This is a genomic window from Ktedonosporobacter rubrisoli (assembly GCF_004208415.1).
Taxonomy (GTDB): domain Bacteria; phylum Chloroflexota; class Ktedonobacteria; order Ktedonobacterales; family Ktedonobacteraceae; genus Ktedonosporobacter; species Ktedonosporobacter rubrisoli.
In genome coordinates this window covers 322,914-341,969 of record NZ_CP035758.1, presented here as the reverse complement: position 1 = coordinate 341,969, position 19,056 = coordinate 322,914, and the positions used below count along the sequence as shown (strand labels likewise).

Annotated in this window: 20 protein-coding genes and 1 pseudogene; 13 read left to right on the top strand and 8 right to left on the bottom strand. The window is 50.2% G+C overall.

The features are described 5' to 3' along the window. Positions 1-116: 116 nt before the first annotated feature. Positions 117-740 carry a TetR/AcrR family transcriptional regulator gene (locus EPA93_RS01560; protein ID WP_165422798.1) on the bottom strand — a complete coding sequence of 208 codons (624 nt, stop codon included), beginning with the start codon at positions 738-740 and terminating at the stop codon, positions 117-119. Positions 741-1,035: 295 nt separating this feature from the next. Between EPA93_RS01560 and EPA93_RS01555 the strand changes: the two genes are divergently transcribed. From EPA93_RS01555 to thiO, 5 genes are all read left to right on the top strand, one after another. Further along, a complete protein-coding gene (locus EPA93_RS01555) occupies positions 1,036-1,728 on the top strand; it encodes a TetR/AcrR family transcriptional regulator (protein ID WP_129885344.1) in 693 nt (230 codons plus the stop codon). A 95-nt stretch (positions 1,729-1,823) separates the two neighbouring features. Further along, positions 1,824-2,366 (top strand): hypothetical protein, encoded by a 543-nt coding sequence (locus EPA93_RS01550; RefSeq protein ID WP_129885343.1) that lies wholly within the window; start codon positions 1,824-1,826, stop codon positions 2,364-2,366. A gap of 70 nt (positions 2,367-2,436) precedes the next feature. Then, complete coding sequence (locus EPA93_RS01545) at positions 2,437-3,168, top strand: hypothetical protein (protein ID WP_129885342.1); 732 nt, start codon at positions 2,437-2,439, stop codon at positions 3,166-3,168. A gap of 231 nt (positions 3,169-3,399) precedes the next feature. Continuing rightward, positions 3,400-4,110, top strand: coding sequence for an alpha/beta fold hydrolase (locus EPA93_RS01540; protein ID WP_129885341.1), 711 nt, complete (start codon positions 3,400-3,402; stop codon positions 4,108-4,110). Positions 4,111-4,288: 178 nt separating this feature from the next. Continuing rightward, a complete protein-coding gene (gene thiO, locus EPA93_RS01535) occupies positions 4,289-5,368 on the top strand; it encodes a glycine oxidase ThiO (protein ID WP_129885340.1) in 1,080 nt (359 codons plus the stop codon). A 46-nt stretch (positions 5,369-5,414) separates the two neighbouring features. On the opposite strand, the gene sugE is transcribed toward thiO, so the two are convergent. The 3 genes and pseudogenes from sugE to EPA93_RS50790 all read right to left on the bottom strand — a co-directional run. Then, positions 5,415-5,735, bottom strand: a complete 321-nt coding sequence (gene sugE, locus EPA93_RS01530; RefSeq protein WP_129885339.1) for a quaternary ammonium compound efflux SMR transporter SugE — start codon at positions 5,733-5,735, stop codon at positions 5,415-5,417. 72 nt (positions 5,736-5,807) lie between these two features. Continuing rightward, positions 5,808-6,395, bottom strand: a complete 588-nt coding sequence (locus EPA93_RS01525) for a TetR/AcrR family transcriptional regulator (RefSeq protein WP_129885338.1) — start codon at positions 6,393-6,395, stop codon at positions 5,808-5,810. Between the two features lie 83 nt (positions 6,396-6,478). Further along, a pseudogene (locus EPA93_RS50790) lies at positions 6,479-6,616 on the bottom strand (CGNR zinc finger domain-containing protein); the annotation flags it as partial. A gap of 128 nt (positions 6,617-6,744) precedes the next feature. Here EPA93_RS50790 and EPA93_RS01515 point away from each other — a divergent pair. The 3 genes from EPA93_RS01515 to EPA93_RS01505 all read left to right on the top strand — a co-directional run bounded on the left by EPA93_RS01515 (position 6,745) and on the right by EPA93_RS01505 (position 10,179). After that, positions 6,745-7,680 (top strand): MBL fold metallo-hydrolase, encoded by a 936-nt coding sequence (locus EPA93_RS01515; RefSeq protein WP_129885337.1) that lies wholly within the window; start codon positions 6,745-6,747, stop codon positions 7,678-7,680. A gap of 301 nt (positions 7,681-7,981) precedes the next feature. Next, on the top strand, positions 7,982-8,527 hold the full coding sequence (locus EPA93_RS01510) for an RNA polymerase sigma factor (RefSeq protein ID WP_129885336.1): 546 nt from the start codon (positions 7,982-7,984) through the stop codon (positions 8,525-8,527). Next, positions 8,524-10,179: an outer membrane protein assembly factor BamB family protein gene (locus tag EPA93_RS01505; protein WP_129885335.1), complete on the top strand. Its 1,656-nt coding sequence runs from the start codon at positions 8,524-8,526 to the stop codon at positions 10,177-10,179. The genes EPA93_RS01510 and EPA93_RS01505 overlap by 4 nt, the downstream gene beginning before the upstream one ends. A gap of 269 nt (positions 10,180-10,448) precedes the next feature. Here the strand turns inward: EPA93_RS01505 and EPA93_RS01500 are convergent, their stop codons facing one another. Both EPA93_RS01500 and EPA93_RS01495 read right to left on the bottom strand, forming a co-directional pair. Next, positions 10,449-11,399: an ABC transporter substrate-binding protein gene (locus tag EPA93_RS01500; RefSeq protein ID WP_129885334.1), complete on the bottom strand. Its 951-nt coding sequence runs from the start codon at positions 11,397-11,399 to the stop codon at positions 10,449-10,451. Between the two features lie 318 nt (positions 11,400-11,717). Then, complete coding sequence (locus EPA93_RS01495; RefSeq protein WP_129885333.1) at positions 11,718-12,113, bottom strand: hypothetical protein; 396 nt, start codon at positions 12,111-12,113, stop codon at positions 11,718-11,720. A gap of 391 nt (positions 12,114-12,504) precedes the next feature. Between EPA93_RS01495 and EPA93_RS01490 the strand changes: the two genes are divergently transcribed. Further along, a complete protein-coding gene (locus EPA93_RS01490) occupies positions 12,505-13,215 on the top strand; it encodes a FadR/GntR family transcriptional regulator (protein WP_207229411.1) in 711 nt (236 codons plus the stop codon). Further along, the gene (locus tag EPA93_RS01485; RefSeq protein WP_129885331.1) at positions 13,212-14,447 is read left to right on the top strand and encodes a CynX/NimT family MFS transporter; all 1,236 of its coding nucleotides are present in this window, start codon (positions 13,212-13,214) and stop codon (positions 14,445-14,447) included. Before EPA93_RS01490 ends, EPA93_RS01485 begins: the two co-directional genes overlap by 4 nt. Positions 14,448-14,504: 57 nt before the next feature. Here EPA93_RS01485 and EPA93_RS01480 read toward each other — a convergent pair whose 3' ends face one another. Next, positions 14,505-15,209 carry a B3/B4 domain-containing protein gene (locus EPA93_RS01480; RefSeq protein ID WP_129885330.1) on the bottom strand — a complete coding sequence of 235 codons (705 nt, stop codon included), beginning with the start codon at positions 15,207-15,209 and terminating at the stop codon, positions 14,505-14,507. A gap of 126 nt (positions 15,210-15,335) precedes the next feature. Here EPA93_RS01480 and EPA93_RS01475 point away from each other — a divergent pair, with 126 nt between their 5' ends. The 3 genes from EPA93_RS01475 (at position 15,336) to EPA93_RS01465 (ending at position 18,065) form a co-directional block, all read left to right on the top strand. Then, positions 15,336-15,827: an Lrp/AsnC family transcriptional regulator gene (locus tag EPA93_RS01475; protein ID WP_129885329.1), complete on the top strand. Its 492-nt coding sequence runs from the start codon at positions 15,336-15,338 to the stop codon at positions 15,825-15,827. A gap of 256 nt (positions 15,828-16,083) precedes the next feature. Further along, positions 16,084-16,812: an ABC transporter ATP-binding protein gene (locus tag EPA93_RS01470; RefSeq protein ID WP_422877916.1), complete on the top strand. Its 729-nt coding sequence runs from the start codon at positions 16,084-16,086 to the stop codon at positions 16,810-16,812. Beyond that, the gene (locus EPA93_RS01465) at positions 16,812-18,065 is read left to right on the top strand and encodes an ABC transporter permease (RefSeq protein ID WP_129885327.1); all 1,254 of its coding nucleotides are present in this window, start codon (positions 16,812-16,814) and stop codon (positions 18,063-18,065) included. Before EPA93_RS01470 ends, EPA93_RS01465 begins: the two co-directional genes overlap by 1 nt. Positions 18,066-18,129: 64 nt before the next feature. On the opposite strand, the gene EPA93_RS01460 is transcribed toward EPA93_RS01465, so the two are convergent. Then, entirely contained in the window at positions 18,130-18,885 is a 756-nt protein-coding gene (locus EPA93_RS01460; protein ID WP_129885326.1) for a TetR/AcrR family transcriptional regulator, read from the bottom strand. Between the last annotated feature and the right edge of the window lie 171 nt (positions 18,886-19,056).

The window sequence follows — 19,056 nt, the reverse complement described above, 5'->3', positions numbered from 1 at the left end:
AAGTCATGCCAGCGTCCTGCGTGAGCAAAATGCGCATAATATGCATTATCAGGACGCTCTATTCGTGGACTATTTCCCCTACAGAGAGCAAATTCGCTTCTAGATGAAATGGGTAGCTAAATGAGTTCCGCAGCTATGTTTTCCTTGCCGCGCAACAGCTGAGCGTGAAAGTACTCAAGCTGAGCATGGATATAGGCCTCAAGCGTGATTTTTGGCGCAAAGTGCCAGGTTTTTTGTAGCGCCCACTGGTGACCAAGGCCCAGAACGTTGGCCGCCAGCACGTATGGCTCCGCAATATCTTCAGTGAAGATTCCTGCTCGCTGGCCTTCCTCGAAGAGGGCCACAAAATGGGCGTCAAGATTTTTGACCGGGGCCAGGATGCGTTCACGGGTCTCGGGTTTCAAGGTAGAAATGTCCTTATATATGATGAGGAGGAGCTTGGAGCCTCTATCAAGTAAGGTATAGAGCTCACGTACGATGGTGTCGAAGCGTTGAAGCGGGTCGGTGATGCTGCGCGTCCGCTCGAAAATACCCAGATGGATGGCGGCGGCTTCCTCACAGCAGGCTAGCAAGATATCTTCTTTACCTGGGAAAATATAGTAGATAAGGCCGGTACTAATATCTGCAGCATGCGCTATATCGGGTATGGTTGTGCCGTGGTAGCCTTTACGGCTGAAGAGGTCGCGCGCGGCCCGCGTAATCTCTTTTCTTCGTGTGTCGCGAATAGTTTTCGTACTCATGTATCCCTTGTTTCTCATTACATGGTTGGACATGACTACAGAGCGAATTACGAAGTTTTACGCGATCAAGAGAAGCTGCACTACGAGGAGATCTAGCTTGAATGAGGTGACCTTGTAAGAAAGGTAGCATATTTAAATTGAATAGTCAATAGAAATTCAGCGATAAAGCACTTTCTTTGTAGGAAAAGTGAGCGCGTTTACTTCTATTGACAGCTGCGGTTTTGTGGACTATACTTCTCAAAAGTAAACACGTTTACTTTTGAGTTTGGAACAAGGCTGCTAGAAGAGGTGCAAGATGAGCGAAGAGCGGGACGCAAAGAGAACGCAAAAAGGAGAGCTGGCCAGGCAGAGTATCCTTGAAAGCGCTCTGACTCTCTTTGGAGAGAGAGGTTATGAAGAGACTACGATGCGCGAGATTGCGGCTGAGGCCGGCTATTCACCAGGGCTCACCTATCGCTATTTTTCCAGCAAGGAAGAGCTGGTTCTGGCACTTTATCAAAAGCTATGCGCAGAACTGGATACCTATACTCATAGCTTACCATCGGCTACGCTGCCCGAGCTGTTTTATCAGACGGTGAGCAAGCAGCTCGAATTAATGGCACCCTATCGGCAGGCGCTTAGCGCTCTTTTTGGGGCGGCCCTTAATTCTCGCTCCCATGTAGGAGTCTTTGGCAAGGATACAGCTGATATTCGGCGCCAGGCTCGCAAGACCTACCTGCGAGTTTTGCGAGGAGCTAAAGATGCTCCAAAGGATGCGCAGTGTGAGGAGCTAGCAACCATTCTTTACGGTTCTCATCTGGCCATGGTGCTCTTCTGGCTGATAGATGAGAGCGACATGGCTAGCCGCACAAGGCAACTGCTGGCCTTTCTGCGCGATATGCTCAAGTTGCTCCAGCCGCTGCTCTGGCTACCACCCGTAGCGCTAGCGCTGAGGAGGCTGGCTACCATTCTTGGTCCGTTGCTTGGAGACGAAAGACAGCCTGAGTGACATCTTTATACTGCGGCTGAGTGGATTATATCTGTGTAAATTCTTGACAGAGAAATAGAGATGAGCAAGCTCTCTGGAAAAGGAAGGAACTGACAATGCCATTTATCCTCCCGCCTATATCCTCGTGTAGCTCTTACCGAAAGTTCTCTACGTGCTTAGTCTGCACAATCAGTCTGACCGTAGAAATTTTCGGGACCTGCGTACTCTTGTTTGTTTTCTTATTATCCTTGCTAATCTGGCTTGCCTCAAACAGGAATGGAGCACCAATCACCGAAGAACTTGATGTTTTGCCCTTTCTGTCCTTCTGGCTGCTAGTGATAGCTCCGCTGACGAGCTTGCTGGTTGGGGTGCCTGCCTGGTATCTGCTGATTGAACTTCCAGGTAAAATAACTATTCGGCGTGGGAGCATCTACGGCGCGCTGAGTAGCTTTGTTGCACATGTGGTCTTCTGTACATTAGTAGCTCTGGTAACCGTAATTCACCAGGGCGAGAGTTTAGGAGAGGGCATTTTGGCGTCCGCCTCCATTTCTGGAATTGGATTGCTTTTGGTTGGATGGCTTGTCATACCGATTGGAATATATACTGGCGAGCAGCTCATTCGGCTTCGATTAAAGCAGATGCTAGCTTCCGAAGCGTAATTAGTCTTGCCTGGGCAAGAGCTAAATTGTTCTATACAAAACAGCTATGTTTTCCTGGAGGATATGTCCTATGTTTATCCAGCGTGCGGTGAGTGCTCATCTAGTCGAACGCTTTATCTTTAACTTTTGTATAAGGCCCGAAGTACTTGCTTCGTATATACCTGTTTCCTTTCTCTATCCCCAGGTTCTCTATGGTTGGAGCGTAGTATCATTTTGCCTTTTGAAGCTGGAACATGTAATGCTTACGCCCCTGCCGTCATCACTGGGTCTGACTACCGTATCGTGCGCGTATCGCTGTGGAGTCATCGATGATTCTCAGCTTGAGGCCACACCATCAGTCTATATCCCTGCGCGCTATACTGATCGGGCTCTGCTCTCTACTCTTGGGCCGTTAATCTTTGCTAGCCCACTATACTATGTCCGTGTATCCCTGCAGCAGAAAGGCTCTGCTACTAAGATTCTCGTGCGGCATCTAGACGGACGGCTCCTGTTTTCAGCTCTGGTGCGCAGGGCAATGCAGCCTACAATAATAAATTCCCAGGTCTTTGCTTCTCTCGATGCTTTTGCGAGCTTTATCATGCACGGAACATCAAGCTATACTCCAACGCTGCATAAAAAGAGCCTGGCCAGAGTTGATTTAGCGAAAGATGATACGGTATATGAAGTGCTTAGCGCCTCTGTAGAATATAACGGCCTGGAACGTCAATGGCCCCTTGGCGAGCTCATCCTGGATAGTGCCGTGCGGGCAACCGGAGGCTGCTATAAATGGACGTATTGCGGCTGTTTTGAAGACATATTCTAGACAGTATGTCAGCTTGTAGTGATGTCAGGCAAAAGCGAATATTCGTCTGCAAGATCTGTAATACCTTTTTTAGCGCCCATGCGGCAAAACGTAGTATACTGAAGAACTAAATAAGTAAGCTAGTTTAGGGAATCTAATTCAAAGCAGAAGGAAGGAGGCCTACAATAAATGTTCTTTCACTTTGAGCCCTGTCTGGCTCTCCGTTGAAAGGCATATTGTAGGCAAGGCATTATGGCTGTTCTCACTGATCGTTTAATCAAGCTAGCGGATTTGACTTTCCATTATTGTGAAGCAGGTGATCCAACGGCACCACCGCTGGTGCTGCTCCATGCACTTGGTCTTGAGGCTCATAATTGGGATGCGATCACGCTTATGCTTGCTGAGCGCTATCACGTCTTTGCTCTCGATCAGCGTGGTCATGGCAAGTCCTCAAGAACTGAACAATATAGCTTCGAGGCCATGCGCGATGATCTTAAAGCCTTCGTTGATGCACTCTCCATCGGCTCTTTCACCTTGATTGGCCATTCAATGGGTGGCAGCGTGGCCTTTATTTTTGCCGAGAGGTGGCCTGAGCGGATTGCCCGGCTGGTAGTTGAAGATACACCCCCACCTTTTATACTTTCGACCGAACTGGCCGGGCGCTTCTCTGATCCACCAGACGAACCGCCGCAGCCCGTTTCCTATGATTGGCGCCTGGTCAAGCCTATTATCCGGCAATTGCGCTCACCTGATCCCGCATGGTGGGAAAAGCTGACGACGATTTCAGCGCCAACTCTGCTGATTGGAGGCGGCTCGACCAGCCATGTTCCCCAGGAGAAGCTGCTTGAAGTGGCCGAACTTGTCCCCGATTGCCGCTTAGTGACGATTGAAGGGGCCGGGCATAATGTTCATCGGAAGAGCCAAGAAGCCTATATGAATTGTCTGCGCGATTTTCTTTTTTAGGGAGCGGTCGATAAAATAGGCGAACGGGATCGTTTGTCGTCGATCAACAGGCTTAAGAATTGGCGGGCAAGGGTGGTCTCGGGCCGGCTTGCAATGTTTTTATCTATGAGCGGAAAGGGAGCAAGCTGCTGAATGAAAAACTTATGAGTACGGATGTAGTAATTATTGGCGGGGGGCGATAGGTTGCGCAATTGCCTATTATTTGCGTAAACGGCATATCGCGGTGACTATCCTGGAGCGAGACACGGTGGGTAGCCAGGCTTCGGGCGCAGCTGCCGGCCTGTTAGCTCCTCTCGGGCCGCTCTCAGGGCCGGGACCTTTTGCCGACCTGGTGCTGACAAGCTTTGCCCTCTTTCCTGCGCTTGTTAAGGAATTAGAGAGCGCTAGCGGGCTGTCTCTGGGCTATGAAGTCACGGGCGCATTACGTACCGTGCGCAACCCCAGGCGCATAGCTCATCTGCGCAAGCGCTTGCAAGCGTGGCAGCCATTAGACCTGGAGCTGCACTGGCTGGAGGGTAATGAGGCGAGGCAGCTTGAGCCCTTGCTCGCCCCGGATATCCAGGCAGCCATCTATGCTCCACAAGAAGCCCAGATGCAGGCTGCGCAGTTTGTGCAGGCGCTGAGACTGGCAGCGCAAAAGCTGGGAGCCAATATTGTACAGCATAGAGAAGTTTGTGGCCTTGAAACGCATAATAAGCGCGTAATCGGCGTGCGTACCCGGCAGGGAGAAAGCTTTGCCTGCCAGCATCTTATCATCGCGGCTGGAGCCTGGACAGCTCGCTGCAGCGAATGGCTCAACGTCTCTATTCCGCTTGGTCCTCTGCATGGACAAATGCTAGCGCTGGACCAGGCAAGTGCGTCGCTCAAACATATCATCTTTGGCGAAGCAATCTATCTGGCCCCACGCGGAGCAAATATCATTGTTGGCGCGACAAGAAATGAGCTAGGTTTTGATCTCAGCGTCAGCGAAGCTGGAAGCTCCTGGCTCAATACTACAGCAATCCGGCTTGTTCCCGAGCTGGCGCAGAGCCAGCGAAAAAGCGCCTGGGCCGGTCTACGACCAAAGACGCCGGATAGTCGTCCCATCCTGGGAGCTGTGCCAGGATGGGAAAATGTCAGCATTGCCGCCGGTCACAACAGCGTAGGTATCATGCTCAGTCCTATTACCGGACTCACTATCGCCGAGCTGGTCGCAACAGGGAAACTCAACGAGCTTATTAGCCAGTTTAGCTTGAAGCGCTTTGCCGCACAACTATAAGATGCATGTAAGGCGGGCCGTGCTTGGCCCCAGGCTCGAAAAAGCTCTATTCGGGAGCCACAAATTTGAGCCCCAGAATACCAATAATAAGGAGGGCCGCAAAAAACAGCTTGGGCAGACTTGCGGATTCGCCGAACAGAACAATGCCTAGAATGACTGTTCCCAGGGCACCAATGCCGGTCCAGACAGCATAACCTGTACCAACCGGGAGCGTTTTAAGGGCGACCGAAAGTAACCACACACTAATCACCATCCCAACTAGCATGATAATACTGGGCACCAGTTGGGTGAAGTTGTGGCTTGCTTTCAGCGCCAGGGCCCAGACAACCTCAAAGAGACCTGCGATGACAAGAAGAATCCATGCCATTTTAAACGCTCCTTTTCTGCCATTAGATGCGTATATCTATAACTGTGGGCTTATATAGTTTCTGCCAATCTCTTAGCTATGCTCAGAGGAGATACCAACCCAGTAGATATGCCAGGCGCTCTCCAGGCGCTCCATAAAATGCTCTGGCTCGTAATAGAAGAGCTGAACAAATAGACCATCGCTCAGGCAATAGAACGATGCTAGCAGATCTTCCAGGCGCGCTGGACGCAAAGTACCGTTCTGCAACCCTTCGCTAAAGATTGCCATAAGAATACGTGTAGTCTCCTCTTCAGAGCGCAGAAATTGTGCTTGTAACTTGTCCTTTAAGGCTGCTGGTGGAAACAGCATGGCCCTCTTCAACAAGGCCGCGTGTTCCTCATTGTTCTTGTAGTATGTACACGTTCCGTGCAACATCTGATAAAGCTTTTGCTCAACTGATGCAGCCTCGATAGTCTTTGTCAGCGCTGCCAGGTGTTCCACGTAAGCGTCCATTACATCTTTGAAGACCTCCAGGAAGAGCTCTTCCTTGCTCTCTATATGCGCGTAGAGTGAAGATTTCTGCAAACCTACCTGCCTGGCAATATCTGATAGCGATGTCTCAGCATAGCCATGTTGAGCAAAGAGGCTAAGCGAGACAGCCTTTATTTGCTCACGACTCATAACATATTCCTTAACTAACGACCGGTCGTTTGTTTCTAGAAAAAATATATAACATTGCGCTCGCTTTGTCAAATGGCCACAAATTATTGGGTTACTAGCTTGTCTTTGGCGCGCTTTGTCCGTCTATAGCGAATAAGTGAGCGAGCGTGGGCTGTAAAGAGCGCGCTGCACCAGTGTCTGGTTGCGCTTTTGGTAGTGTCGTAAAAAAACAGAGGACAGGCTGCATTATACTAGGAATGTGGTGAGTTGCATAAAGAAACTCGCTGTTTTGGCTGAGACGTGAAAATGAAAGGAGAGCGGTATATCATCCCATGCACAAAGTGGGTCTGAGAGCCGTACTATCTATAAGATGAAATCTAGGAACTGGCTTATCTATGGAGGTCTTGGCCTGGGTGCACTTGGATTGGGCATGCTGCTCAAAGATATGTTGCCGCAAAGCTTTGATCTCATAGCATCCTCAAAAGAATTCTCCCCGGAGGCGCTTGCTCCTCGTAAAGAGCTGCCCGAGATAGATATCGAATTTCTGCGTTGTGGCAGCGTGAGCATCCCAGAATTTCTGGCCATTCGTGGATCTTTTGCCCTCACGCCGCGCAAGATTGCCTACAGTGCCGTATTGATTCGGCATCCAAAGGCAACATTTCTCTATGACACGGGACTATGTGCCGGCGTCAAGCAGTTTCTAGCCGATCAGCCATTCTTTTTCCGTCAAACTTTTGCCAGATTTAACTTTGAACGTTCGCTTGCCGATAACTTGCGCGAACGCTCCTTAGTTCCCCAGAAGCTAGATTTTGCCCTACTTTCCCATCTACATTGGGATCATGTCAGCGGAATCCCCGATATCCCGCAGGTGCCCTTGCGCGTCAACCAGGTAGAATATGCAGCAGCCAAAGGCAGGAATGAGCTGGTGTGGCGTTTTATGGGCAAGAATCCAGTAGAACTTTTTGCTTGCGACGGCCCGCCCTATGAAGGTTTTCGGAGCAGCCATGACCTGTTTGGCGATGGCTCAATTGTGCTTGTGCCGTTACCCGGGCATACAATAGGCAATACCGGTATGTTTATTAATCGAGCTAACGGATCGCGCCTATTTCTACTGGGAGATGCTGTCTGGGTGAGCGAGAACTATCTCTATCCTGCCACCATGCATCACTTTTTCTGGTCGCGTATAACTGATGACGATAAGCTAGCGCGCCAGACCCTTGTACAGCTACATCAATTTGCCAGGGTCCACCCAGACATGCCAATGGTAGGCATGCATGACGCCGCCGCGCAAGAAGATTTCATATAGCCAATTTGTTGGCTAGCGTATACCTGCTGAATTGCCTCTAAGTCTCTCTTCTAGCCTCAATGGGGCCGGAAGAGAGATCGCCATTTCTGGGCAGATATTTCACACTCCCCGAGCTGATCATGAGAGGGAGCAGGTGAGGATTCACTCCTTCTTCCTTCATTTTATGTGGGCAGGCAAAGCCATTGTGGTAGCAAAGATAGGACTTTGCCATTTTTGTAAATTGAGATGTTTTTTGTTATGTTTGAGGCACTCATGCGAATATATAGGCGGAATTGAGATCTCAACAGCATGAGGATAAAGCATGCCACAACCATATATGGTTCATAGTCGGGCAGAAGATGCCGAACTTTATCGGCGCTTTGCTCCAGCGCTTCTGGCCTATTTGTTGCGTAATGTCGCTTCGCGTGAAGATGCTGAGGATCTATTAGTGGATATATTTCTTGCCGCGCTGGAAAAGCGCTTGTCCGCAGGCATAGACGAGCAAAAGTTTTCAGCCTGGATCTGGATAGTTGCCCACAATAAAGTCGTGGATTATCATCGACGGCATAAGCATCGCAAGAGTAAAGAACTGTATTCTGTGCAGAACATTCTTTACGAGAGCACTGAGCAGGAGCCTGAACAGATGGCGCTTAAAAATGAGGAATATCAACAGTTACATTTAACCTTACGGGAATTATCAAAGGTGCAGCGTGATATTGTTCAGCTACGATTTGGACATGACCTTACCTGTGGACAAATAGCGGCAGTAATTCACAAAAGCGAGGGCGCGGTGCGTATGACACTACATCGCACTCTCAAACTGTTACGCACGCTCTATAGCAGGAATGAGGAAGGAGGCAAGTTGTGAATAGCGACGAAACAAGCTTTTCTCAAGAACGCCTGGATGAGCAGATTGAACATCCCTCTGCTCAGCTTGCCCCTGCCGATCAACGCCTGGTCCAGGATCTCCATCGCACGTACCAGGCATATAAGCGCCAGAACGCCCAGTCTTTGCAGCGGGCCTGGGCGAGGGTGGAACAGGAGAGGCAAAAACAAGGCGTACGGAATGATAACGCAAGCCTGCTCACTCCCTCTCTTTTAAGAGAAAGGAAAACAATAATGTATGGTAGATCGGCAGTAAAGCGCTCGTCACACAGCTCTATTCAACGGGCGCTTGGCTTGTTTGCTGCTGTAATTGTGGTCGCTATGCTGATAGGCAGCGCGCTCATACTCTTCAAAACGCTCAGCCAGCAGAATGCCCATTCAGGTGACATCGCAGTGGGTAATCCCTCAGCAACGAGTGTGCCGGTTGTCAACTCTGCAGGGATATACATAACCTATCCGATAGATGATACGCATACGGTATTGAGCAAGGTGGATAGCAAAACCCATCAAGTGCTATGGACGTATAAAAATGGCCTGAGCCTGGGAACCCCAGTCATTTCTGGTAACACAGTGTATCTTGGCATATCCGATGGGCAGGCCTATCAATCTCACTTGATCGCTTTAAATGCGGAGACGGGAAAGGAGCTCTGGAATATCTCTTTCAAAAGCCTGGCCATGAGAGATGAGCGAGGGGATGGTCCATACGATATGGGAGTAATCACTGTGCCTGCGGTCTCAGATGGGCAGGTCTTTGTGCTCAATCGTTCGGGTACCGTATTTGCCTTTGATGCTAAAACTGGCAAAGCGAACTGGAACTATCAGAGTGGAGCATCTGCTCTTGTAAAGCAGTATTATATAGATCCGCTGAGTGGTAAGCGCAAGTTTTCTGGTGCAACAATTTACGACGGGGGTTCACCGGTCGTGAGCAACGGTGTGCTCTATGGCGCGTTACACAATACTTACTTTGCCCTGAATGCCAAGACCGGTAAACGCATCTGGTCCATAAATCTAAGTGACGAGCAGCAGATATTTACCGATCTGCAACTCGTCGATGGCGTCATATACATGGCCTCCTATAAGGCCAGTGAGCATCACGCGATGGCCCTGCAAAGCTATGTCTATGCTTTTCGCAGTAAGGATGGGAGCCAGATCTGGCGCTATGATACGAAAAGTTGGGTAACTGTGGCGCCAACCGTAAGTGATGGACAGATCTACTTTATCGAGCGAGTACCAAATTTTAATAATGGGAATGGCAGCTCAACGCTGCGCGTACTCAATACTCAGGGACGGGAGGTCTGGCATAAAGACTATAACGATGATGGGATCGATCCTCCGGTTGTGGGAGACGGTTATGTCAGCGTGAGCGAGAAAACGTATGATCACACTAATGGGAAGATGCTCACCCATACACTACATGTCTATGCGGCCAAAGATGGCAAAGTTCGGGAGAAGGATGTTGATGTCGATCCGATTGCTATCCAGCAGGGACTACTTTATGTGCAGCAGGATCGCTCCATTTTGGCCTATGATGTGAACAGCTTGAAGGTGCAGTGGCAAGCGCAATATGGCGTAGATCTCGTTGATCGAACAGGAAACCATATGGGGAGACTCTTTTGGGTCGTTATTGTGCCCTGACTATACCGCTTGCTGGCTGCGACGGCTAAGGCCGAGAGCATAAGCAGCCGGCATGGCTACTTGTGGAAGGGAACTCCAGCTCTCCGTGTAGAGAGTACTGTTGCACAATTTTGAAGAGAACAGGTGGCTCAATCCTATGTTTGAGCCATCCGTAAGGCAAGCTATCTCAGGACGCCCGCGCTCTAGTGAGACGCATATGCGAGCGCTGCTTTGTTACTTGAGCAGATGAGATAAGCTTGTATGATAAACGAAAAGGAGGACAGGTAGAGCTAGAGCATGCCCTGGCTCTTTAAGAACTGGGTGGCTACAAGCCTGGTAGCTTGATTGAGCGAAGTTCCCTCATCCTTTTTGGCCTGCACCTGCTTTTGCAGCTCGATACTGATCTCAGTCGTTAGCTTAGGGGCCAGAGGATTGAGTAGCTGCGCTATATCGGGGTACTTCTGAAGGATGCCATCGCGCACAAGCGGGGCTGGATGGAACTCTGGAAAGCCGTGCTTATCATCAGAAAGGAAGATAAAGCCCTTGCTCTCAATGGTGCCGTCAGTGGTATAACACATATTGAGCTGGGCCAGATTATGCTGAACGGCGGCCACGCCGATATTATATTCAACTTTCTGCAGAGACTTGAAGCTAGCCGTACTAAAGTTATAAGTAGATTTCAGGCTATCTATATAAGGAATGCCATCAGTGCTTACCGCCAGGGCCAATTGAGAGACCTGGGGAGCCAGGTCAGAAAGTGTCTTGATCTTGAGCTTCTCTGCCTCGCTGCGCAATGTACAGAGTGCATAGCCATCATTTAAAGGCGAGGCATCAAGCCAGGTAATCTTATATTTGCTCTCATAGCCCTGCTTGACAGTCTGGTAGTCTTTTTGCGGATCGTAGGATGAGGAAACGTTAAGAATACCTAGAGCGGTGCCGGTAAACTCGGGATAAATGTCGATGGCGCCAGTTTTTATGGCCTGGAAAAGCAAGGGCGTATCGCCTAATGCCAGTTTTTCATTAACCGTATAGCCTGCCTTCTTCAGTAACAAAGTATACATGTCAGCAAGTAAGCTGGACTCTATATTCTGCTTGCCAGCAATAGTAATAGTTCCCTTGTTACTGCTCTGTGCTCCCGGGCTGCTCGTGTTGCCACCGGTGCCGCAGGCAGAAACGCCTACTATTACCAGTAAAAGCAGCGCTAAAGCCAGGCTTTGTCGTGGGCGGGTAAGAAAAGTCATGTGGGATGTCTTCTTCCTTTGCAACTTGACTCCAACTCAAAGGAGAGGAGTTGATCGTGGAAAAAAGATGGTAAATTGCTGAGGACAGTCTTGCAGCTATAAGCTCCTGCTTATAGAAAGGTTACTAACCTCGATAGGACAATCTCTGTGGCAGTATACAACAGATAAGCTATTGAGCTTGCTGGTTCTAGTACTTTTGCTCCATAGGGAGCGTGTCTAATCGCGAGACTGCTCATGTATGAGCTGAAGGAAGGCAGCAGCCTCACTGATAGGCTTCAATGAGGTCGCTTGTTCAAACACTGAAGCATATGCGGAAAATTATTGGGAGAAAGCAGGCTTCGCGCTGGGAACGAAGATGGTGCCTCTCTGATCATGAAAAAGCCCACAAGAGCCCGGCGTTATTTCATGAAATGGTGGGTTGGTGAAGTCCTCGAAAGTAACAGTAACGTTTGTCTCATCACAAATAGCTTTCACGCTATGGAATGTTGCTTCGCTACCTTTGGCCAGGCAGGTGATGGCAGTAGGATCGCTGATGACCTCTACCTTATTATCTTCACACACTGATCGAGACCATGTGTGTTGCTTGTAGCGATTGGCTCTCGGCCCTGGATGGGTGAGATTGGCAATATAGGCGCTAGCCTTTGTGCCTTCCGCACAACCAAGTAGGCTGAGAGTAAGTATTAAGAGGCTTGCAAAGTTTCTAAATTTAGGCAAGGCAAATCCCTCCTTGGGAGCTTATGCGCCTGGCACCCTTCGCTGGAAAGCGTGAGAAATAGCTATATGCTGTTTCCCACTTCTGATCTAAACATGCGGAAGGTGAGCTGGCGCTATAACTATAGAAATATCGATGTGATTTTTTATTCAATAAAAGCTAATACTATTAATAAGTTTAAACCTCCTTGCAAATATATCAAGTTGAATATACGCTCTTTGCCCAAAAAACCAACTTCATGGAAAAACTTGTGAACTGAATGCTTGCTCCTTAAAAGCTCTTACAGCTGTTAATGGGGCGTATTGAAAAGGCAGGCGTTGTTTGACATAAGAATCCGGGCGTGATATCGTTTTAGCCATAAGGTACAATCATCCTATGTTTGGAGGTTTTTACTTGGCCCTTAAAGAAGCTATCAAGTCAACCCTAGTAACGCAAGTAATTGCACAGATGAAGGGTTTAATCGAAGAGGGTGAATGGGTGGTGGGAACGCGCATACCGCCTGAGCCTGAGCTGGTGAAGCAACTGGGGGTGAGCCGAAATACTGTACGCGAGGCTGTGCAGGCGCTGGTACATATGGGATTATTGGAAACAAGGCAAGGAGATGGCACTTATGTGCGCTCACAAAGCGAGCTAGGAGCTACTCTTATGCGCAGGCTGCGCCGTTCTGGAGTCGAGGAAACCCTGGAAGTTCGTCACTGCCTTGAGCGCGAGGCCGCTCGCCTGGCTGCGTTAAGGCGTAGCGATGAGGACGTGCAGATATTGCGCTTGTGCCTCAAGCTTCATGATGAAGCTATGCGGTGCCGTAATATTGAAGATTTCTTATCTGCAGATCTGGCTTTGCACCATGCGATTGTGGCAGCAGCCCATAATAGTGTTATGCTCGACCTTTATGACCATATGTCTGAAGCCGTGCGCGCCTCTATCAGTAGTATGATACCGAAGCTCGATCACGTTTTAGTACACAGGTTGCTAGACTTACATCACGAACTGGTAGAAGCCGTTATTGCCAAGAATGCAGAGGCCGCCGAAGTGGCCGCCCGCAAGCACGATGAGGTCGTACAGACTATGTTGCAGGAGCGAGCCACGCAGGAGAGTGAAGCATGAGGACGCCCATCTCCGCACAAGCTGATGCCCTCCAGCCGGGAGCGCAGAGACGTAGCAAGTTCAGAAATGTGTTGCTTGTAGTAGGTATTATTCTGCTGGCGATCAATTTGCGCGCCTCGCTGACAAGTGTGGGTCCGCTGATTGGTGCAATACGCGGCGATACCCATATCTCAAATACCCTGGCCGGATTAATTACAACCCTGCCTTTATTGGCCTTTGCCGCACTTTCCACGCTGGCTCCCCGCCTGGCCCGTCGTTGGGGCATGGAAGCTGTGATTATGGCCAGCCTGATCGTCCTGACTCTTGGCATCGTACTGCGCTCGACTTATTCAGTGGTAGCGCTATTTGTGGGCACAGCTGTCCTGGGATTAGCAATTGCTATCCTTAACGTTTTGTTACCAAGTCTTGTGAAGCGCGATTTCCCTCAGCATGTTGGTCTAATGACGAGTTTGTACTCCGCCGTAATGAACGCTGGAGCCTCGTTAGCCTCAGCAATCACTGTGCCACTCGCCATAGGCCTGGGCCTTGGCTGGCAGGGATCGCTCGAATGCTGGGCTCTACTCTCTGCCCTGGCAGCGCTCATCTGGTTACCGCAGCTCCGCTTTCGCCAACCCGCTACCACCTCGGGCAGAATGGCCTCGACGGTGCGCGATCTCTGGCGTTCACCCCTGGCCTGGCAGGTCACCTTATTTATGGGCCTGCAATCTCTTGTATACTATGTAACGATCGCCTGGGTTCCGGCAATCCTGATCGATGAGGGAATGAGCTCGGCGACTGGCGGCCTGATGATCTCATTGCACCAGCTTGTTAGCACTATTGCCTCGTTAATCGTGCCTGTGCTGGCAGCACGCCTCTCGGGACAGCGCTCAATAGCGGCAGCGGCGGCGATTTTGTGTCTTGTGGCCGTTGCAGGCCTGCTTTTGACAGGTAGCAGTCTGGTCGTGCTCTGGATTGTCCTCTTAGGCCTGGGCGCAGGGACGAGTATTAGCCTGGCCCTCATGTTTCTTATTCTGCGCGCGCCTGACGCTCACTATTCTGCCGAGCTATCAGGGATGGCGCAGTCGATTGGCTATCTGCTTGCGGCGGTTGGTCCAATTTTGTTTGGGCTATTGCATGACTGGACACATTCATGGGTTGTACCGCTGTTAATATTGATGGTTATCATTCTGTTTATGCTGGTGGCAGGGCTCGGAGCTGGGCGCAACCTTGTCGTCGCGCGATCTGAGCCATAGACAACTGAGCGAGCAGAAGAGGAACGTGAGTGAGAGTTTACCCGGACCATCCTGGTTTTACCAGGAGGCCTGGGGGCGAGCCTTGTCGAGAATAAAGCCGGTTGCAGCTACACCAAAGTAGCTTTGTAGCCCTTCCTGTAGAGTTTGCCTGACGTTCTCTGCCACCTCTGCTCCCAGCACACCTGGCACTTCAGCTACCAGTACTGCGGAATGTGTGGTTGACGTGAGCAGGGCAGTGCGCGCTTGCCGCCACATGAGATGGCGGGTCAAAATCGTTGAGCCTGTTACATAGGCTACTTCTCCCGCCGGGACGGTCTGGGAAATATCCTCATCGAGCGCCTGGAAACTATCGCCTGCGCGGGTCAGGCGTATCTCCAATGGTGCTGGCAGCATAGCGAGATCGAAGCCCCCAACCGGTACCAGGTATTCCAGGGAGACAGCATTATAAAAGTCCACTAGAGGATTAATATAGAATATGGCATCTCCTTTAAACGCCCGGCGCAACAGAGCTTCAAGAGCGTTGGGAAACTTTTTGGCTGAGACGCCTAGCGCTCGAAAGTGCTCACGCCAGGGTTGGACATGGGGATGCGACTGCGCATTGCCATACTTGCGCACTTCCTCGGCTGCTCGTTCCCAGGCAGCTTGCCAGCGTTCCCGGATCTCTTGTTGCTCTCGCTGATTATCCAGCCCGCTTGCTGTTAACGCAATTACACGAATACCGGGAAAGCAGGTAAAAATTTCCGGTGCGATAGAAATGTGCATAGATGTTTGACTTCCTTCCTGTTGAAGAATGTAACATCTATCTTATAGCAATGTAGGTTTGACTGTACAGCCTGAAGAGAAAGTGCTATCCTGGCAGGACTTTCCATATAGAAAGGAAAAAGATGAATGACTTTCCGCGATGAGCATCTACTCGATGCAATTGGCTGGCGCATACTACAGGAGCTACAGCAGGAGGCGCGCCTCTCTTTTCATGAACTGGGAAGACGTATAGGACTCAGCGCTCCTGCCGTAGCTGAACGTGTGCGCAAGATGGAGGATTGTGGCCTTATTATGGGTTATGGAGCCAAAGTGAATATACAAAAAGTCGGACTGGGCATTATCGCCTTCGTTCGCCTTACCTCCTTCAAAGCTTCCTTGCCGGCAAAGGACGATCTAGTGATTCTATTTCCCGAAGTGCTGGAGTGTCATCGGGTGACCGGAACTGATAGCTATGTCCTCAAGCTCGCGCTTATCTCAATTGCCCATCTTGAGCAAGTGGTTAATCGCCTTATGCCTTATGGCGAGCCCGCTACTTCGCTTGTCTTATCCTCAATTATCTCTGATGGGGTTATTCGGCAAGAGGCATGCCAAGCGGGCGAGGATCAAGAAGGCCGGTAGCTTTTTATTTGGCGAGATCGGGTTCGGGCTGGCTTCTCCTGGCGACAAATTTGTGACATATTATTGATACTCCCGTGACAATTCTACCGTATGCTGAGAAAAGATGTGTTAATAGTTGCTTGTGCTGTGGGGAGAATAGAGGAGAGAAATCTATAATCAGGAAAAAACAAAGCAGGGAGCATATATGACTACTCAGACCCTTTATGCGACCGATACTGTTAATGAGAGCACCCAGTATACAAGACCCGTAATCGCTATGCGTGATATGACCAAGAGCTACCTCATGGGCGAAACGCGAGTCACTGCCTTGCATGGCGTCTCGCTGCTAGTTCAGCGCAATGAATTTGTAACTATTATTGGGCCCTCGGGATCGGGTAAATCCACGCTTATGAATCTTATTGGCTGCCTGGACCGTCCTAGTAGCGGCGAATATATACTGGCAGGTCAGCCTATTGCGCACCTGAATCGGTCCCAGCTCGCCCAGATACGCAATAGACATATTGGATTTGTTTTTCAGGGCTTTAATCTACTGCCACGGGCTACGGCGCTAGATAATGTAGCACTTCCGCTTATCTATGCCGGAATTCGGCGTTCAGAGCGCGAGCGCCGGGCCTTAGAGATGCTCAAACTTGTGGGACTGGGAGCACGTATCCACCATAAGCCAACTGAGCTTTCGGGAGGCCAGCAACAACGTATTGCTATTGCCCGGGCGCTTGTCACACAGCCTTCGCTTTTGTTGGCCGATGAGCCAACGGGGGCCCTGGATAGCCGCACCAGTGCGGAAATTATGGAGATGTTCCATCTTTTACACCAGGCGGGATTAACCATTGTCCTGGTGACCCATGATCCTGGTATTGCCGCCGCAGCGCTTCGCCAGGTCGTCCTGCGCGATGGGCGTATCATCTACGATGGTCCCAAAGCTCCAGCATCTATCCTATCCACTGCCTCTGATCCGCTAAGCTCTACTAGAGAAGGTGGGGCCTAATGAAACAAGCCCGCATAAGTACAGGCACGCAAGACTTGCCTATGCGCTGGTGGAGCGATGCTAAAACGCCAGGTGCGATGATTGGTGGTATTGTAAGTAACGCCTTTGCGGCTATTGGAAGCAATCGTCAGCGCTCGATCTTAACGATGCTCGGAATAGGTATAGGTGTTGCGGCCTTTATTGCCATCGTCACCCTATCGCAGGGGGCAACCGATTCATTTACCTCAAAGCTCGGCTTTCTGGCACAGACGATCACCGTGAGCCGAGCGCGCAATGCCACCAATACCTCCCTTACCCTTTCAGATCGAGATGTCAAAATATTATCCCAGCTACAACACGTAGTAGCGGTGAGCCCAACTATTAGCGATGAGGCTGAAGTCGTCTTTGGCAAAAAACATTGGAGCACTACGCTCTCGGGCGTCTCCTTCAGCTACCTGCAAATGCAAAACGTCTCGATAGGCTCAGGCGCGTGGTGGAGCAGTGAGGAGGAGCAGTCCAGGCGTCACGTAGTCGTCCTGGGAACGAAAGTTGTCGAGAACATCTTTGGCCAGACGGGCATAGATCCGATTGGACAGACTGTGCGCATTGGAGCACAACTTTACCATGTGATCGGCGTGATAGAGCCAGATAGTCTGCTCGGAAATGATGGCATTTATGTTCCCTACACTGCCGTCTACACCCCATCTAAGCCCAATCAGATCGCCCAAATCTCCATACAGGTGGACGGCACAGATAATCTTGATACGGTACAAACCGAGATACAGATGCGTCTGGGCCAGCTTCATCATATCGCCACAGACGGCTCTGGCGGTTTTGATGTCACCGAGGCCATCGGACAGCTCAAACAAACCCAGCAACAACTAGGTATGCTCAGTGGATTTATGTCTAGTATTGCCGTCATTTCGTTGATTGTTGGCGGGATCGGCATTATGAATATCATGCTGGTCTCGGTGACGGAACGGACGCGTGAAATCGGTTTACGCTCTGCTCTGGGAGCGCCACCATCTGCCATAGCCGTTCAATTCTTGCTAGAGGCGCTAGCTTTGAGCATTATTAGCGGTGGTCTGGGCCTTGGTCTAGGCTTGCTCATGGGCTATGGATTATCATCCTTGCTTAACGTTTCTTTTATCGTCAATACCAGTAGCTTTTTGATTGCCTTCGGTGTCTCGACGGCTATCGGTGTGGGCTTTGGACTTTATCCAGCGCTGCGTGCTTCCCGCCTCGATCCGATTATTGCCTTGCGCAGTTTCTGAGCCGTGTTTATTCCCGCTGAGGAAGCTGTAATGGGAAGCCTGGAAAAAAGAAGAGTCGGCTCTGTCAGAGCTGAGCTGACTCTGTTCCCCCCTTCTGCTCTAAACGGCTCTGCAACTCCGCATAGAGCTGCTCAAACGAGGGCAAAGCGCTCTGTAAGGCTTCCTGTAGCGCGGTTGCTGATGGTGTATGATGCGGGCCAAAGGCATTATGTATTGTCTGGGCCAGTGTTTGGGATTTTTCGCCAATATCTGGTAGATCAGCATCTCTGAGGGAGAGATTGACGAGGAAAAAGCCGGAAATAGTGGCAAGAATGGCGTAGATCTGATCGGCAATCTGCATATCCCTAAGTAGCAGGCCTCTGGCGCGCAGTATACTGATGTATTCGCGAGCAAACAGCAGGCGTTGAAAGCGCAGAAAATTGTCAGGGCTATTAGCGCTTGCCAGGTGGCCTAACATCTCTCGATCGCCGGTAAATAATGCCTTGATCAGCGGGTGCCGCTCCGTAAGCTTGAAAAAGAATTGTATCAAGCGATGGAGCAGGATGCCATCTTGTTCTTGTTGGATAAATTGGATAAGCTGCTTCATCATGAGAGCGCTCTCACGCAAAAGTAAGGCCTCGAACAGGTCTTCCCGCGTCTTCCAATGTAGATAGATGGTGCCTTTGCCAATCCCCGCCTGTCGCGCAATATCATCGATAGTTACCTTGCCATAGCCCCAGCGCAAGATGAGCTCAGCAGTGGAGTCGAGAATGCGCTCAGCCCTCTCTTGCTGCCTGGCTCGTTTGCTGGAACGTCCCGGCGTCTTTGTGCCATGTGGCATCGTTAGCTCTTCTCCTGCTCTATTATTGATATGACCAACTAATATTTATGGTCAATTATAATATAGAAGCTAGCTTCCCGGGAAGCTGGCTACGTCATTTGTTGTGATTGATTAGGTAGAAGCAACCTGTGTGCCCCTGGAAATGGAGGGTATTCCTATGTTAAAATACGG

Coding starts and splice junctions, on each gene's coding strand:
- EPA93_RS01465 (WP_129885327.1), top strand. CDS start 16,812: ATGAAACAAGCCCGCATAAGTACAGGCACGCAAGACTTGCCTATGCGC.
- EPA93_RS01475 (WP_129885329.1), top strand. CDS start 15,336: ATGACTTTCCGCGATGAGCATCTACTCGATGCAATTGGCTGGCGCATA.
- EPA93_RS01515 (WP_129885337.1), top strand. CDS start 6,745: ATGAAATCTAGGAACTGGCTTATCTATGGAGGTCTTGGCCTGGGTGCA.
- EPA93_RS01560 (WP_165422798.1), bottom strand. CDS start 740: ATGAGTACGAAAACTATTCGCGACACACGAAGAAAAGAGATTACGCGG.
- EPA93_RS01485 (WP_129885331.1), top strand. CDS start 13,212: ATGAGGACGCCCATCTCCGCACAAGCTGATGCCCTCCAGCCGGGAGCG.
- EPA93_RS01500 (WP_129885334.1), bottom strand. CDS start 11,399: ATGACTTTTCTTACCCGCCCACGACAAAGCCTGGCTTTAGCGCTGCTT.
- EPA93_RS01550 (WP_129885343.1), top strand. CDS start 1,824: ATGCCATTTATCCTCCCGCCTATATCCTCGTGTAGCTCTTACCGAAAG.
- EPA93_RS01525 (WP_129885338.1), bottom strand. CDS start 6,395: ATGAGTCGTGAGCAAATAAAGGCTGTCTCGCTTAGCCTCTTTGCTCAA.
- EPA93_RS01460 (WP_129885326.1), bottom strand. CDS start 18,885: ATGCCACATGGCACAAAGACGCCGGGACGTTCCAGCAAACGAGCCAGG.
- EPA93_RS01470 (WP_422877916.1), top strand. CDS start 16,084: ATGCGTGATATGACCAAGAGCTACCTCATGGGCGAAACGCGAGTCACT.
- EPA93_RS01480 (WP_129885330.1), bottom strand. CDS start 15,209: ATGCACATTTCTATCGCACCGGAAATTTTTACCTGCTTTCCCGGTATT.
- EPA93_RS01545 (WP_129885342.1), top strand. CDS start 2,437: ATGTTTATCCAGCGTGCGGTGAGTGCTCATCTAGTCGAACGCTTTATC.
- EPA93_RS01555 (WP_129885344.1), top strand. CDS start 1,036: ATGAGCGAAGAGCGGGACGCAAAGAGAACGCAAAAAGGAGAGCTGGCC.
- sugE (WP_129885339.1), bottom strand. CDS start 5,735: ATGGCATGGATTCTTCTTGTCATCGCAGGTCTCTTTGAGGTTGTCTGG.
- EPA93_RS01510 (WP_129885336.1), top strand. CDS start 7,982: ATGCCACAACCATATATGGTTCATAGTCGGGCAGAAGATGCCGAACTT.
- EPA93_RS01540 (WP_129885341.1), top strand. CDS start 3,400: ATGGCTGTTCTCACTGATCGTTTAATCAAGCTAGCGGATTTGACTTTC.